Source organism: Pluralibacter sp. (assembly GCF_019237635.1).
Classification (GTDB): Bacteria; Pseudomonadota; Gammaproteobacteria; order Enterobacterales; family Enterobacteriaceae; genus Enterobacter_B.
This window is the reverse complement of record NZ_JAFAGS010000184.1, coordinates 12,549-25,997: the sequence shown is the minus strand read 5'-3', so window position 1 is coordinate 25,997 and position 13,449 is coordinate 12,549. Positions and strand designations below refer to the sequence as shown.

Annotated in this window: 15 protein-coding genes; 9 read left to right on the top strand and 6 right to left on the bottom strand. The window is 57.8% G+C overall.

All coding sequences use genetic code 11. The features are described from left to right. The first annotated feature begins 105 nt into the window (after window positions 1-105). From JO226_RS21915 to citG, 6 genes are all read left to right on the top strand, one after another. Window positions 106-1,470 carry a 2-hydroxycarboxylate transporter family protein gene (locus JO226_RS21915; protein WP_296407424.1) on the top strand — a complete coding sequence of 455 codons (1,365 nt, stop codon included), beginning with the start codon at window positions 106-108 and terminating at the stop codon, window positions 1,468-1,470. An 84-nt stretch (window positions 1,471-1,554) separates the two neighbouring features. Continuing rightward, window positions 1,555-1,848 carry a citrate lyase acyl carrier protein gene (gene citD / locus JO226_RS21910; RefSeq protein WP_296407422.1) on the top strand — a complete coding sequence of 98 codons (294 nt, stop codon included), beginning with the start codon at window positions 1,555-1,557 and terminating at the stop codon, window positions 1,846-1,848. Continuing rightward, the gene (citE, locus tag JO226_RS21905; protein WP_296407420.1) at window positions 1,845-2,720 is read left to right on the top strand and encodes a citrate (pro-3S)-lyase subunit beta; all 876 of its coding nucleotides are present in this window, start codon (window positions 1,845-1,847) and stop codon (window positions 2,718-2,720) included. Before citD ends, citE begins: the two co-directional genes overlap by 4 nt. Window positions 2,721-2,730: 10 nt before the next feature. Beyond that, window positions 2,731-4,248: a citrate lyase subunit alpha gene (citF, locus tag JO226_RS21900; RefSeq protein WP_296407419.1), complete on the top strand. Its 1,518-nt coding sequence runs from the start codon at window positions 2,731-2,733 to the stop codon at window positions 4,246-4,248. Between the two features lie 5 nt (window positions 4,249-4,253). Further along, complete coding sequence (citX, locus tag JO226_RS21895) at window positions 4,254-4,793, top strand: citrate lyase holo-[acyl-carrier protein] synthase (RefSeq protein WP_296407418.1); 540 nt, start codon at window positions 4,254-4,256, stop codon at window positions 4,791-4,793. Beyond that, entirely contained in the window at window positions 4,771-5,571 is an 801-nt protein-coding gene (gene citG, locus JO226_RS21890) for a triphosphoribosyl-dephospho-CoA synthase CitG (RefSeq protein ID WP_296407417.1), read from the top strand. Before citX ends, citG begins: the two co-directional genes overlap by 23 nt. A 40-nt stretch (window positions 5,572-5,611) precedes the next feature. On the opposite strand, the gene JO226_RS21885 is transcribed toward citG, so the two are convergent. From JO226_RS21885 to mutY, 4 genes are all read right to left on the bottom strand, one after another. After that, complete coding sequence (locus tag JO226_RS21885; protein WP_296407415.1) at window positions 5,612-6,868, bottom strand: nucleoside permease; 1,257 nt, start codon at window positions 6,866-6,868, stop codon at window positions 5,612-5,614. Between the two features lie 235 nt (window positions 6,869-7,103). Next, window positions 7,104-8,186: a membrane-bound lytic murein transglycosylase MltC gene (gene mltC / locus JO226_RS21880; protein ID WP_296407413.1), complete on the bottom strand. Its 1,083-nt coding sequence runs from the start codon at window positions 8,184-8,186 to the stop codon at window positions 7,104-7,106. Between the two features lie 46 nt (window positions 8,187-8,232). Continuing rightward, entirely contained in the window at window positions 8,233-8,508 is a 276-nt protein-coding gene (locus JO226_RS21875; protein ID WP_296407411.1) for an oxidative damage protection protein, read from the bottom strand. Between the two features lie 28 nt (window positions 8,509-8,536). Then, the gene (gene mutY, locus JO226_RS21870; protein WP_296407409.1) at window positions 8,537-9,589 is read right to left on the bottom strand and encodes an A/G-specific adenine glycosylase; all 1,053 of its coding nucleotides are present in this window, start codon (window positions 9,587-9,589) and stop codon (window positions 8,537-8,539) included. A gap of 145 nt (window positions 9,590-9,734) precedes the next feature. Between mutY and trmB the strand changes: the two genes are divergently transcribed. From trmB to JO226_RS21855, 3 genes are read left to right on the top strand one after another with little or no spacing between them, the layout of a single operon-like run. Next, window positions 9,735-10,454 carry a tRNA (guanosine(46)-N7)-methyltransferase TrmB gene (gene trmB, locus JO226_RS21865; protein WP_296407407.1) on the top strand — a complete coding sequence of 240 codons (720 nt, stop codon included), beginning with the start codon at window positions 9,735-9,737 and terminating at the stop codon, window positions 10,452-10,454. Continuing rightward, window positions 10,454-10,780, top strand: coding sequence for a YggL family protein (locus JO226_RS21860; RefSeq protein WP_296407405.1), 327 nt, complete (start codon window positions 10,454-10,456; stop codon window positions 10,778-10,780). Before trmB ends, JO226_RS21860 begins: the two co-directional genes overlap by 1 nt. Before the next feature lie 54 nt (window positions 10,781-10,834). Then, window positions 10,835-11,554, top strand: a complete 720-nt coding sequence (locus tag JO226_RS21855; RefSeq protein WP_296407404.1) for a DUF2884 domain-containing protein — start codon at window positions 10,835-10,837, stop codon at window positions 11,552-11,554. 41 nt (window positions 11,555-11,595) lie between these two features. On the opposite strand, the gene JO226_RS21850 is transcribed toward JO226_RS21855, so the two are convergent. Both JO226_RS21850 and JO226_RS21845 read right to left on the bottom strand, forming a co-directional pair. Beyond that, window positions 11,596-12,897 (bottom strand): TRAP transporter large permease, encoded by a 1,302-nt coding sequence (locus JO226_RS21850; protein WP_296407401.1) that lies wholly within the window; start codon window positions 12,895-12,897, stop codon window positions 11,596-11,598. Continuing rightward, window positions 12,897-13,400, bottom strand: coding sequence for a TRAP transporter small permease (locus JO226_RS21845; RefSeq protein WP_296407572.1), 504 nt, complete (start codon window positions 13,398-13,400; stop codon window positions 12,897-12,899). Before JO226_RS21845 ends, JO226_RS21850 begins: the two co-directional genes overlap by 1 nt. Between the last annotated feature and the right edge of the window lie 49 nt (window positions 13,401-13,449).

Sequence of the window (13,449 nt, the reverse complement as noted above, 5' to 3'; positions counted from 1 at the left end):
ACCATAGGGACCATTAAAACTTCGGTTCTAATATGGATTTCCTCACATAACGTACACCGGTGGTCCTTTACGCTTACCATGCAAAATAACGAAGGGGCTTACTCAATGAGCACGACTGATGATTCTTTCTCTGTTACCCACGATCCGATAAATATCCAGAAAACATCGCTAAAGGAAAAGTGGTGGCACATTATGGATACCTGGAAAGTCGGGATTATTCCTCTGCCGTTGTTCTTACTGGCTGGGGCGCTCATTGCGATTGATTGTCTGGGCGGCAAACTGCCGAGCGATATCGTGGTGATGGTCGCGACGCTGGCGTTTTTTGGCTTTGCCTGCGGCGAATTCGGTAAGCGTCTGCCGGTGGTTGGCAAGTTTGGCGCGGCGGCGATTTGCGCCACCTTTATCCCGTCGGCGCTGGTGTACTACGGACTGCTGCCGGACGTGGTGGTGAAGTCCACCACAACGTTCTATAAATCCACCAACATTCTTTATCTCTACATCTGCTGCATCATCGTCGGCAGCATCATGAGTATGAACCGCGCCACGCTGATTCAGGGCTTTTTGCGCATTTTCTTCCCGATGCTGTGCGGCGAAATCGTCGGCATGCTGGTGGGGATGGGCGTCGGCATAGCGCTGGGGCTGGAACCGTTCCAGATCTTCTTCTTTATCATTCTGCCGATCATGGCGGGGGGCGTCGGCGAAGGCGCTATTCCGTTGTCCATTGGCTACGCCGCGCTGCTGCATATGGACCAGGGCGTAGCGCTGGGCCGCGTGCTGCCGATGGTGATGTTGGGTAGCCTGACGGCGATCGTCATCTCCGGCTGTCTGAACCAACTCGGCAAGCGTTACCCGCACCTGACCGGCGAAGGGCAACTGATGCCGGATCGCGGCAACGGTGCCGAAAGTGCCACGCTGAACGCGCCAGCCTCCGGCAAAGCGGACGTTACCACCATCGCCTCCGGGGCACTGCTGGCGGTGCTGCTGTATATGCTCGGTATGCTCGGCTACAAGCTGATTGGTCTGCCAGCGCCGGTAGGCATGCTGTTTATCGCGGTGTTTATCAAGCTGGCGCACGGCGTTTCTCCGCGCCTGCTGGAAGGCTCTCAGGTGGTGTACAAATTCTTCCAGACGTCAGTGACCTATCCGATCCTCTTCGCCGTTGGCGTGGCTATCACGCCGTGGAATGAGCTGGTCGCCGCCTTCACGGTGAGCAACCTGCTGGTGATCGTCAGCACGGTCTCTGCGCTGGTCGCGACCGGCTTTTTCGTCGGTAAAAAGATTGGTATGCACCCGATTGATGTCGCCATCGTCTCCTGCTGTCAGAGCGGGCAGGGCGGGACTGGCGATGTGGCGATTTTGACCGCGGGCAACCGTATGAGCCTGATGCCGTTCGCGCAAATTGCGACCCGTATCGGCGGGGCCATTAACGTGTCGCTCGCGCTGCTGTTTCTTGGCAATTTCCTTGTTTGATTGATGTATTCAGGAACGATTATGCAACCGGCCATCGATTTTCACATCAGGCGTGAGACGACGGCTTAACACCAGGACACGTTTATGAAGATTGTAAAGGAAGCGCTGGCGGGCACCATGGAGTCCAGCGACTTGATGGTTAAGATTGCCCCCGCCGACGGCGAGCTTGAAATAACCCTCCACAGTGAAGTGATTAAGCAGTTTGGCGACCAAATTCGCCGGGTGGTAGAGGAGACGTTACGCGCCATGGACGTACATGAAGGATTCATCCTGATTGAGGACAAAGGGGCGCTGGACTGCGTTATTCGCGCCCGATTACAGAGCGCGATTTTGCGCGCCGCCGACGTCCGCGACATCGACTGGGGGAAACTGCAATGAAAAAACTCCGTCGCAGTATGCTGTTCCTGCCAGGCGCCAATGCCGCCATGCTCTCTACCGCGTTTATCTACCGTCCTGACTCCATCATGTTTGACCTCGAAGACGCCGTGGCGCTGCGCGAGAAAGACACCGCGCGCCTGCTGGTCTTCCATGCCCTTCAGCATCCGATGTACCAGGATATCGAAACCGTCGTACGTATTAACCCGCTGAATACACCGTTTGGCCTGGCCGATCTTGAGGCGGTGGTGCGCGCCGGAGTGGACGTCGTGCGTCTGCCGAAAACCGATACCCCGGACGATATTTACGAGCTGGAAAGCCATCTGGCGAGAATTGAGGCCGAGTGTGGACGTGAGCCAGGCTCCACCAAAGTGATGGCGGCGATTGAGTCCGCGATTGGCGTTATCAATGCGGTGGCGATTGCCCGCAGTTCGCCGCGGTTGATCGGCATCGCGCTGGCGGCTTTTGACTACGTGATGGACATGCAAACCGAGCGCGGCGACGGCACCGAGCTGTTCTACGCCCGCTGCGCCGTATTACACGCCGCCCGCGCCGCCGGAATCGACGCTTTTGACGTGGTGTGGTCGGACGTCAACGACGAAGCCGGGTTTCTCAAAGAGGTCGCGCTGATCCGCAAAATGGGCTTCAACGGCAAGTCGCTTATCAACCCAAGGCAGATCGATCTGCTGCACAACGCCTATGCGCCGACGCAGCAGGAGGTGGATCACGCGCGCCGGGTGATTGAAGCCGCCGAAGAGGGCGAGCGTAACGGGTTGGGCGTGGTGTCGCTCAACGGCAAGATGGTCGATGCGCCGATCATTAATCACGCGCAGATGGTGCTGGAACGTGCGGCCGCGTCCGGCGTACGTCGATAAGGACAGAACAATGAACCAGACAGAACGTCTTCACCGCCAGTTTTCCCATTTGCGCGACCTCAAACCGTTTGAGACCGCGCACAGCGCCACCCCGTGGCTGAGCGAACCGGACAGCAAGCTGCACCGTAAAATGTGCCCGTCGTTGCAGGAGGCCATTGAGCGCTGCGGGTTGCAGGACGGCATGACCATCTCGTTTCATCATGCGTTTCGCGAAGGCGACCGGGTGATCAACCGCGTGGTGGCGCAACTGGCCGGGATGGGCTTTAAAAACCTGACGCTGGCCTCCAGCTCGCTGATGACCTGTAACGATGCGCTGATTGAGCATATCCGCAACGGCGTGATCCGCCGTATTTATACCTCCGGCATGCGTGGCAAACTCGCGGATGCCATTTCCCACGGGCTGATGGACGAGCCGGTGCAAATTCACTCCCACGGGGGGCGCGTCAGGCTGCTGCAGGACGGCGAGCTGAACATCGATGTGGCGTTCCTCGGCGTGCCGTGCAGCGATGAGTTCGGCAACGCCAATGGCACCGGCGGCCACGCCAGCTGCGGTTCGCTTGGCTACGCGATGGTCGATGCCCAGTTTGCCCGCAAAGTGGTGCTGCTTACTGAAACGCTGGTGCCTTATCCCAATATGCCCGCAAGCCTGGTGCAGGATCAGGTAGATTATGTGGTGCAGGTGGAGAGCGTCGGCGACCCGGCGAAAATCAGCGTCGGCGCCGCGCGCGTCACCAGCAACCCGCGCGAGCTGATGATTGCCCGCGACGCCGCTGAGGTCATTGAGCATTCCGGCTATTTCCGCAACGGTTTTTCGATGCAGACTGGTTCCGGCGCGGCGGCCACCGCCTGTACGCGCTTTATGGAAGAGAAAATGGAACGCAACGGCGTGAAGGCGGGCTTTGCGCTCGGCGGCATCACCGGAAGCCTCGTCTCCCTCCATGAGAAAGGGTTGATTGAAAAGTTGCTCGATACCCAGTGCTTTGACGGCGAGGCGGCGGCATCGCTGGCGCGCAACCCGAATCACGTTGAGATCTCCACCAACGTGTACGCTAACCCCGGCAGTAAGGCGGCCTGCTGCGACCGCCTCGATGTGGTTATTCTCAGCGCGCTGGAGATAGACGTGGATTTCAACGTTAACGTCATCACCGGCTCCGACGGCGTGATGCGCGGCGCGTCCGGCGGGCACTGCGACGTCGCCGCTGCCGCTAACCTGACTATCGTGGTGGCACCGCTGCTGCGCAGCCGTATCCCAACGGTGGTCAAACGGGTCACTACCCGTCTGACGCCGGGGGAAAGTATCGACGTGCTGGTCACCGACCACGGCATCGCCGTTAATCCTGCGCGCCCCGAAATTCGTGAGCGCCTGGAAAACGCCGGGCTGAACGTGGTGGACATCAACGCGCTGTACGAGCGCGCCATTTCTCTCACCGGCGTGCCTAAGCCCATTGAGTTTACTGACAAAATCGTCGGCGTGATCCGCTATCGCGACGGTAGCGTTATCGATGTTGTTCATCAGGTAAAGGAATAGACATCATGGCAACACAGACACCCGCCCGGCCGGGTGTCAGTCTTGACGCGCTGCTGGCGGCGAAAGACCGTCGCGCGCAGCGTCAGGCTGACTGGCTCAAACATTACCAGCAACCGGTGATTTCGCTGACGCTGGTCACCCCCGGCGAAATGAAAGACAGCATCCGCTATCGCAATACCATGGGCGTGGCGCTGCAGGCCTGCGATCAGCTGCTGTGGCAACACCGCTGGCAGGTGCTGGACCGTCAGGTGCTCTGGCTGCCGACCGGCCCGGAGGCGATGTGGTGCGTGGCGCACCCGGCGGCGGAAATTAAAGCCCATAGCGCGGCGCTGGAGCAGACCCATCCGCTCGGGCGGCTGTGGGATATCGATGTGATTTGTCCGCAGGACGGCCCCGTCGGCCGCCAGTCGCTTGGCAACCGGCAGCGCCGCTGCCTGCTGTGCGATGAACCCGCGCACGCCTGTTCCCGCTCGCGCCGCCATCCGCAGGCGCAGGTGATCGCCCGCGTGGAGAAGCTGGTCGATGACTGGTTTGCTCGCGACTAAACCGCGCCGGGTTGATATTTCCGCGCTGGCGCAGGAGGCGCTATGGCAGGAGCTGGAACTGACGCCGAAACCGGGGCTTGTGGATAAGCTGAATAACGGTGCCCATCGCGATATGGACCACGCGCTCTTTGCCCGCAGCATTGCGGCGATTACGCCGTGGTTCTCACGCTTCGCTGAACTGGGCGCTGAACATGCGGCAAAAGACGCCAGCGAACAGCTGCGGCTGCTGCGCCCAATGGGGATTGCCTGCGAACAGGCGATGTATGCCGCAACGGGCGGGGTGAATACCCACAAAGGCGGGATATTCGCGCTGGGGCTGCTCTGCTTTGCCGCCGGGCGCGTGCGCGACGTGACCGCGCATAACCTCTGCCAGGCGGTGAGCGCGATGTGTCAGGGGCTGGTGACGCGCGAGCTTGCGGCGCGTGCCGGTGCGGCAACAGCGGGGGAACGTCAGTTCCGGCAGTTCGGCCTGACCGGCGCCCGCGGCGAAGCCGAGAGCGGGTTTGCCACGGTGCGGCACGTACTGCCGTACTGGAACCGTCGTCAACTGCATGAGACGCTGCTGCGGCTGATGGCGGCGAATCCGGACAGCAATCTGGTTTCACGCGGCGGAATGGACGGGTTGCGCTATGTGCAGCGGTATGCACATCAACTGCTGGCTACCGGCTGGGACAACGCGGCGCTGGAGGTGATGGACCGCGCGCTTATCGCACGTAATTTGAGCCCCGGCGGCAGCGCGGATTTACTGTCGGTCGCGTGGGTGTTGGGAGAGTGCTGACAGCACTCTCTCCCGGGCGGAAGAGAGTGGGGAGAAAACCTTAGTGCGCGACGGTTTGCGCGCCGGTCGCCGTTGGGACATGTTTGTACTTGAACAGCGGGATGAAGGCGACGGCCAGCGCCAGCGAGTAGCCTGCAAAAATCAGCCACACAGAGTGCCAGTCGGTGATGCCGTTAGTGGTGTAGATCTCAACCACTTTACCGCTCACGATACCGCCGAGGATACAGCCGAAGCCGTTGGTCATCATCAGGAACATCCCCTGGGCGCTGGCGCGGATTTCAGGTTTCACCTCTTTTTCCACAAACACCGAACCGGAAATGTTGAAGAAGTCGAAGGCGCAGCCGTAGACGATCATCGACAGAACCAGCAGCACGGTGCCGAACGGCGTCGGGTCGCCAAAGGCGAACAGGCCGAAGCGCAGCATCCACGCGAAGATACTAATCAGCATCACGTTCTTGATGCCGTAGCGGCTTAAGAAGAACGGGATGGTGAGGATGAACAGGGTTTCGGAAATCTGCGAAATCGACATCATCACCGAGGCGTGCTGCACGATAAAGCTGCTGGCGAACAGCGGGTCTTTATCGAAACTGTGCAGGAAGGTGTTGCCGAACATGTTGGTGATTTGCAGCTCGGCGCCCAGCATCATGGAGAAAATGAAGAAGATAGCCATGCGCTTGTTTTTGAACAGCGCGAAGGCGTCCAGACCAAGCATCTCGCTCCAGCTCTGTTTTTCTCTTTGGTTAGAGACCGGCACGTGCGGCAGCGTCAATGTGAACAGCGCCAGCACCAGGGAGAGCACTGCGCCGATGTAGAGTTGCATGTGGCTCAGTTCGAAACCGGCAAAGCTGACGGTCCACATCGCGATGATAAAACCGATGGTGCCCCAGATACGGATGGGCGGGAAGTCCGTCACGATATCCATTCCGGCGGATTTCAGGCGATAGTAGGAGATGGTGTTCACCAGGCCGAGCGTTGGCATATAGGCCAGCGAGTTCAGCAGGATTATCATGAACATCGCCCCGGGCGTGGTGACTTCCGCCGCCATAAACAACGTACCGGCACCCACCAGGTGACAGAAAGCGTACACCCATTTCGCGCTGATCCATTTATCGGCGACAATCCCGAGCAGCGTCGGCATGAAAACGGCGGCGATACCCAGAGAGCTGTACACGGCGCCAATCGAGGCGCCGTCGAATTTGAGCGTCACAAACATATAGGAGCCCAGCGTGGTCAGCCAGCTCCCCCACAAGCAGAACTGCAGGAACGACAATATTTTAAGCTGCAGTTTAAGGTTCATGTTATTTTCCTCACAAAGGATGGGGTGGTATGTTGCTATAAGCACATTTATGGTTGTTATTTGATGCGATTCTATCGGCGAGTCGCGTGACGTTTTGTTACCTTCCGCAAAAAAATGCAATCTATGTTTTTTTGCAGAGCTAATTAGTGACGCACTTAACGTTTTCTTGTGAGGTAAGGCGGGATTGCGTCTTTCCCCTCACTCCCGGACGGCAGAGCAAGGGGAAAGCGAAGGGCTACTTACGGCGATAGCCTTTCTGCGCGGTGTTGACCTTGTACAGATAACGCCGGGATTCCGACGACGGGTGGCGGGTGGTCAGCGTCTGGTAGACATCGCCTGGCGCCATGTTGTTGATGATGTTCGCCGCCTGGACTTTATCATCGGCAAAGACGCGTAGCACGCTGCCTGCGCCGCCGTTATAGGCGGTGATCACCGCATAGCGGCGTGAAGTCGGGTTATCAATACCGGACAGATAGACGTTGTTGAGCATCGCCAGGTAAGCGGTGCCGGTGTCGATGTTGCTCGCAGGATCAAACAGGAAGCTACGGCTTGGCGTCCCGGATTTACCCTGTGAACGGTATACGTCGCGACCGGCGCTGTGCTGGACCACCTGCATCAGGCCGAGCGCATCAGCGTTACTGACCGCATACGGGTTGAACGACGATTCGGTCTGCATAATCGCCAGGATCAGCGACTCGTCGACGCCGTACTTGTGCGATGCCTGACGCACCATGCCGATGTATTTATGCGCACGCTTATCGAGGTGGTTCGGCACCAGATTAATGGTGACGCTATAGATGATATGCAGGCCGTTGTTACGGCTTTGCAGGCGGTTTTTCAGCAGCCAGTCGGCAAAATTTGACGCCCGGCCCTGCCAGCGGATGGGCTGTCCGGTGTTATCCACCACCTGCCCATACAGGAAAGGCTCTTTGGATATCTGAATGTCGTCGGCGTCGGAGTAGAGGTCGACAGAGCCCGGGTCGTCGCCCATCAGCAGCGTTTTGATGATGGTCTGACGCAGGCGGCCCGTCGGGTCCGTCCCGGCGATGGTTTCAACGGTGATGGTGCCCTCATCAAAGTTGATGTGGCTGCGCGTCTGGTACTGGTCGGTATATTTCACATAGTCTTTCGGTCCGGCGACCAGAACTTCCTTGTACCCCCAAATGTTTTCAATGTTATGGGCAAATTGCCCCATCAAAATATCAAAACCGTTGGTGTCCTTGTCCCACTCTTCGTTGTAGGCAGCGCCTTTTTTATTCGAGCTGGAACACGAAATGAGCAACGGCGCAATCAGAGCGAGCGCTAATAATTTTTTCATCATTCCGGGAGTGCGTGTTGTGTTGTTATAAAGGGTCCGTGGACCCTTACTGTTTTTCTGGCGGCGTATAGCCTTCGATGTGAACGTCTTTACCTTCAAACAGGAAGCTGACCATCTCCTGCTCCAGCAGCTTACGGTGCTCAACGTTCATCATGTTGAGTTTTTTCTCGTTGATCAGCATGGTTTGCTTATGCTGCCACTGCGCCCAGGCTTCTTTGGAGATTTCGTTAAAGATGCGTTTACCGAGCTCGCCCGGGTAAAGCTGGAAATCCTGGCCCTCAGCGTCGCGCTGCAGGAAAGTACAAAAAATAGTTCTGCTCATGATAAATCCTCTTCTTTGGCCGGAACGTTTACGCCAGCGCTCCGGCGCGTAACTGCTGCAACAGGCGCTCCACGGGTGCCGCCAACCCGACAGACGGCGGCTGGGCTAAGTTATACCAGAGAGCGCTGCCTTCATCCATGCATGTGGCGCTGGAATGCACGGTAAGCCACATTGGCACGATATCCAGATGGAAGTGGCTGAATGTATGGCGAAAGGCGGTGAGCTGGGTCAGATTATCGGCCTTTATCTGACGCTGCGCCAACCACTCGCGCAGCGCCGCTTCATCGGCAAACTGCGGGAAGCAAAAGAGCCCGCCCCACAGACCGCTGGGCGGACGCTGGAGGAGCAGCACCTCGTTTTCCTGCTGCATGATCAGGAAATAGCCGCTGCGTTCCGGCAGGGTCTGCTTCGGTTTTTTCCCGGGATACTGCGCCCAGCTGTTGTTGGCTTTGGCTTCGCAGCCCTTGCCGAGCGGGCAGAGCTCGCACTTGGGTTTTGAACGGGTGCAGACTATCGCGCCGAGATCCATCATCGCCTGGTTAAAGCGTTCAACGCCTTTCGCCGGGGTGACCGCTTCGCTTATCTGCCACAGGCGGTTTTCCACCTCTTTTTTTCCCGGCCAACCGTCGACGGCATAGCAGCGTGCCAGTACGCGTTTCACGTTGCCGTCGAGAATGGGGAAATGTTTACCGAGCGATAACGAAAGAATGGCGCCCGCGGTCGAGCGTCCGACGCCCGGCAGCGCGGCGACTTCATCAAACGTTTCCGGGAACTGACCGTGGTGCTGCGTGGCGACCTGTTGCGCCGCCTTATGCAGATTCCGCGCCCGCGCGTAGTAGCCAAGGCCGGTCCACAGGTGCAACACCTCGTCAAGGGGCGCGTTGGCGAGGTCGGTCACTGTCGGGAATCGCGCCATAAAGCGTTCAAAATAGGGGATAACTGTGGCGACCTGTGTCTGTTGCAACATCACCTCAGAGAGCCATACTTTGTAAGGTGTCTTCTCTATTTGCCAGGGGAGGGTCTTACGCCCATATTTGTCGTACCAGTCCAGCACCTGGGCTGAAAATTCTGAGGCTTGCATGGTCACCGCTTCGCATTGACTAAGGACGCAGATTGCAGCACAGCGACCCCATCGTGTAAACAGGATCTTTCCCATGCTTGCATAGTATCCTTAACTTTGGATAATGCCCGTTTCCCGAACAATCACACAAGCAGACTGAATTTTTATGATTAACGACGTCATCTCACCGGAATTTGATGAAAACGGCCGCCCGCTGCGCCGTATTCGTAGCTTCGTCCGCCGCCAGGGCCGCCTGACCAAAGGGCAGCAGCACGCGCTGGACCATTACTGGCCGGTGATGGGCGTTGAGTTCAGCGAGCAGCCGGTGGATTTCGCGGCGCTGTTCGGCCGTGATGCGCCTGTCACCCTGGAGATCGGGTTTGGGATGGGCGCTTCGCTGGTCACGATGGCGAAAGCGAACCCGGAACAGAATTTCCTCGGTATTGAAGTGCATTCGCCGGGTGTCGGCGCATGCCTTTCTTCCGCTCATGAAGAGGGCGTGGAAAACCTGCGCGTGATGTGCCATGACGCGGTAGAAGTGCTGCACACGATGATCCCGGAGAATTCCCTTAACATGGTGCAACTCTTTTTCCCTGACCCCTGGCACAAAGCGCGTCATAATAAACGCCGTATCGTTCAGGCGCCGTTTGCCGAACTGGTAAGAAGCAAGCTCAAGCTGGGTGGCGTATTCCACATGGCGACTGACTGGGAAGCGTATGCGGAGCATATGCTGGACGTGATGTCCACTCTGGACGGTTATAAAAACCGCTCTGAGAGCAACGACTATGTACCGCGTCCGGACTCACGCCCGGTCACCAAATTTGAACAGCGTGGCCATCGTCTTGGCCACGGCGTATGGGACTTAATGTTCGAGAGGGTAAAATAATGGCGAAGAACCGTAGCCGTCGTCTGCGTAAGAAAATGCATATCGACGAATTCCAGGAATTAGGATTTTCGGTCGCGTGGCGTTTCCCGGAAGGTAGCAACGAAGAGCAAATCGATAAAATCGTTGATGAGTTTATCAATGAGGTGATTGAGCCGAACAAGTTGGCGTTTGACGGCAGCGGCTATCTGGCATGGGAAGGTCTTATCTGCATGCAGGAAATCGGCAAATGCACCGAAGAGCATCAGGCCGTCGTGCGCAAGTGGCTCGAAGACCGCCAATTCGACGATGTTCGCCTGAGCGAACTTTTTGACGTCTGGTGGGACTAAGTACGCACAAGGGGCCAGCAATTGCTGGCCCGTTTTGTCTTTACAGGAGTAACTATGATGCGCAAAACGCTGCTGGCGGCGGCTCTTTCCGTAACGGCATTCGCGGCACAGGCGGACTATCAGTGCAGCGTCACCCCGCGTGACGATGTGATCCTCAAGCCGCAAACCGTGCAGGTCAAAGGGGAGAACGGCGACCTGGTTATCACGCCGGATGGCAACGTGACCTATAACGGTAAACCGTACACACTCAGCGCGGCCCAGCGCGAGCAGGCGAAAGATTATCAGACCGAGCTGCGAAGCGCGCTGCCGTGGATTGACGAAGGCGCACGTTCCCGCGTCGAAAAAGGGCGCGTGGCGCTGGATAAGATAATCACCGAACAGGTGGGCGCCAGCAGCAATATGCACGGCCGCCTGACTAAGCTCGACGCTCAGCTTAAAGAGCAGATGAACCGCATTATTGAACACCGTTCCGACGGCCTGACGTTCCACTACAAGGGCGTCGACCAGGTCCGCGCAGACGGGCAACAGCTGGTGAACCAGGCGATGGGCGGCATCCTGCAGGACAGCATCAACGAGATGGGGGCGAAAACCGTGCTGAAAGGCGGCGGTAACCCGTTGCAGGGAATTTTAGGCAGCCTCGGCGGCCTGCAGACGGCCATTCAGGACGAGTGGAAAAACCAGCAAGCGGATTTCCAGAAGTTTGGTAAAGACGTGTGCGGGCGCGTGACAACCCTCGAAGCAAGCCGCAAGGCGCTGGTGAGCGGGTTGAAATAAGCGGCAATTACCCGCCCCGTGGGGCGGGTAAAGGTGAGTCATTACATCAGACCCAGCGCCTGCGGGATAAACAGCGAAATCTGCGGGACATAGGTAATCAGCATCAGCGCAACCAGCAGAGCGGCGTAGAACGGCAACAGCGGTTTAATCAGTTGCTGGATTTTCACCCCCGAGATAGAACATCCCACAAACAGCGCGCTTCCCACCGGCGGCGTCAGCAGGCCAATACACAGGTTGGCGACCATCATGATGCCGAAGTGAACCGGGTCCATGCCCAAATCCTGTGCAATAGGCAGGAAGATAGGCGTGAAGATAAGCACCGCGGGCGTCATATCCATGAAGATCCCGACAATCAACAGCACAATGTTGATAAGCAGCAGGATCACGAGCGGGTTTTCCGAAATCCCCATCAGCGTATCGCTAATCATGTAAGGGATGTCCGCATTGGTCATCGCCCACGACATGCCGACGGAGAAGCCAATCAGCAGCAGGACAATCGAGGTGGTTACGACAGACTCGAGGATAAGTTTCGGTAGGTCGCGCCATTTCACTTCGCGGTAAATGAGCACCGACAGAATGAAGGTATAGACCACCGCAATGGCAGAGGCTTCCGTCGCGGTAAACACGCCGCCAAGAATCCCCCCCATCACAATCACCACCAGCAGCAGGCTGGGCAGCGCATCGAAAAACGCTTTGGCGGCCTGGGCGCAGGTCGGGCGTTCGGACAGCGGGTAGTTACGGCGTTTGGCGATGATGGCGCACACCACCATAATGGCAAGCCCCATCAGGATGCCCGGCAGGTACCCCGCCATAAACAGCGAGGCAACGGAGACGCCGCCCGCGGTGAGCGAAAAGACAATCAGCACATTCGACGGCGGTATCAGCAACCCGGTGATGCATGAGGAAACGTTGACCGCTGTGGAAAATGCCGGATCGTAGCCTTGTCTGGTCTGAATAGGGTTCAGAGTACCGCCAACGGCGGCGGCGGCGGCAACGGCAGAACCGGAAATCGAGCCGAACATCATGTTCGCCAGCACGTTGACGTGACCCAGCGAACCCGGAACGCGACCTACCATAACCTGCGCCAGGTTAATGAGGCGGATGGCGATGCCGCCGCTGTTCATTAATGTCCCCGCGAAAATAAAGAAGGGGATCGCCAGAAGCGCGAAGCTATCGAGGCCGTTCGCCAGACGTTGTGAGACGGTGATAACGGCGATGTCCCAGGGGAACATCAGCAGCATTGAGGCGAATGTCGCGATGCCGATGGAAAATGAGATAGGCACACCGATAAACACCAGCACAAAGAAACAACCGAACAGCGTTAAAGCAATATATGCGTCCATCAGCGTGATGCCTCCTGTGGGTGTTTCAGGCGTTGAATTCCGGCATTAACAAAAAAGAGCGCGTAGAACATCATGATCACGCCGCACAACGGCAGAATGAGGTAGACATAGCCCATCGGAATTTGCATCGCGGCGGAAACCTGGCTGGTCGCCAGCGTTTTCTCGATAAGTTTCATCCCGCCGGTGACGATAACCAGCCCGGCGAACAGGAAAATCAACAGGTTGATAGCAATGCTCAACGCGGCTTGTTTACGGGCGTTGAGCGCCATCGCGAGCAGGTCGATGGCCAGATGGCGCTGCGCGCCGACGGTATAGGCTGCGCCGAGCAGTCCGACCCAGATCATCAGGAAGCGGGCCAGCTCATCGGTCATTGTACTGGGCGTGTTGAGAACATACCGGCTGAAAACCTGCCAGACGACGCAGACCACCAGCGCCACCATGACCGCAACGGAAAATGCCGCGATGGTGCGATCCACCACCTGCTTCATGCGGTTAAGAATCATCATTAATTACCCCGGTGAAAAGGGCCTGCGAGCAGGCCCGGGAACCATG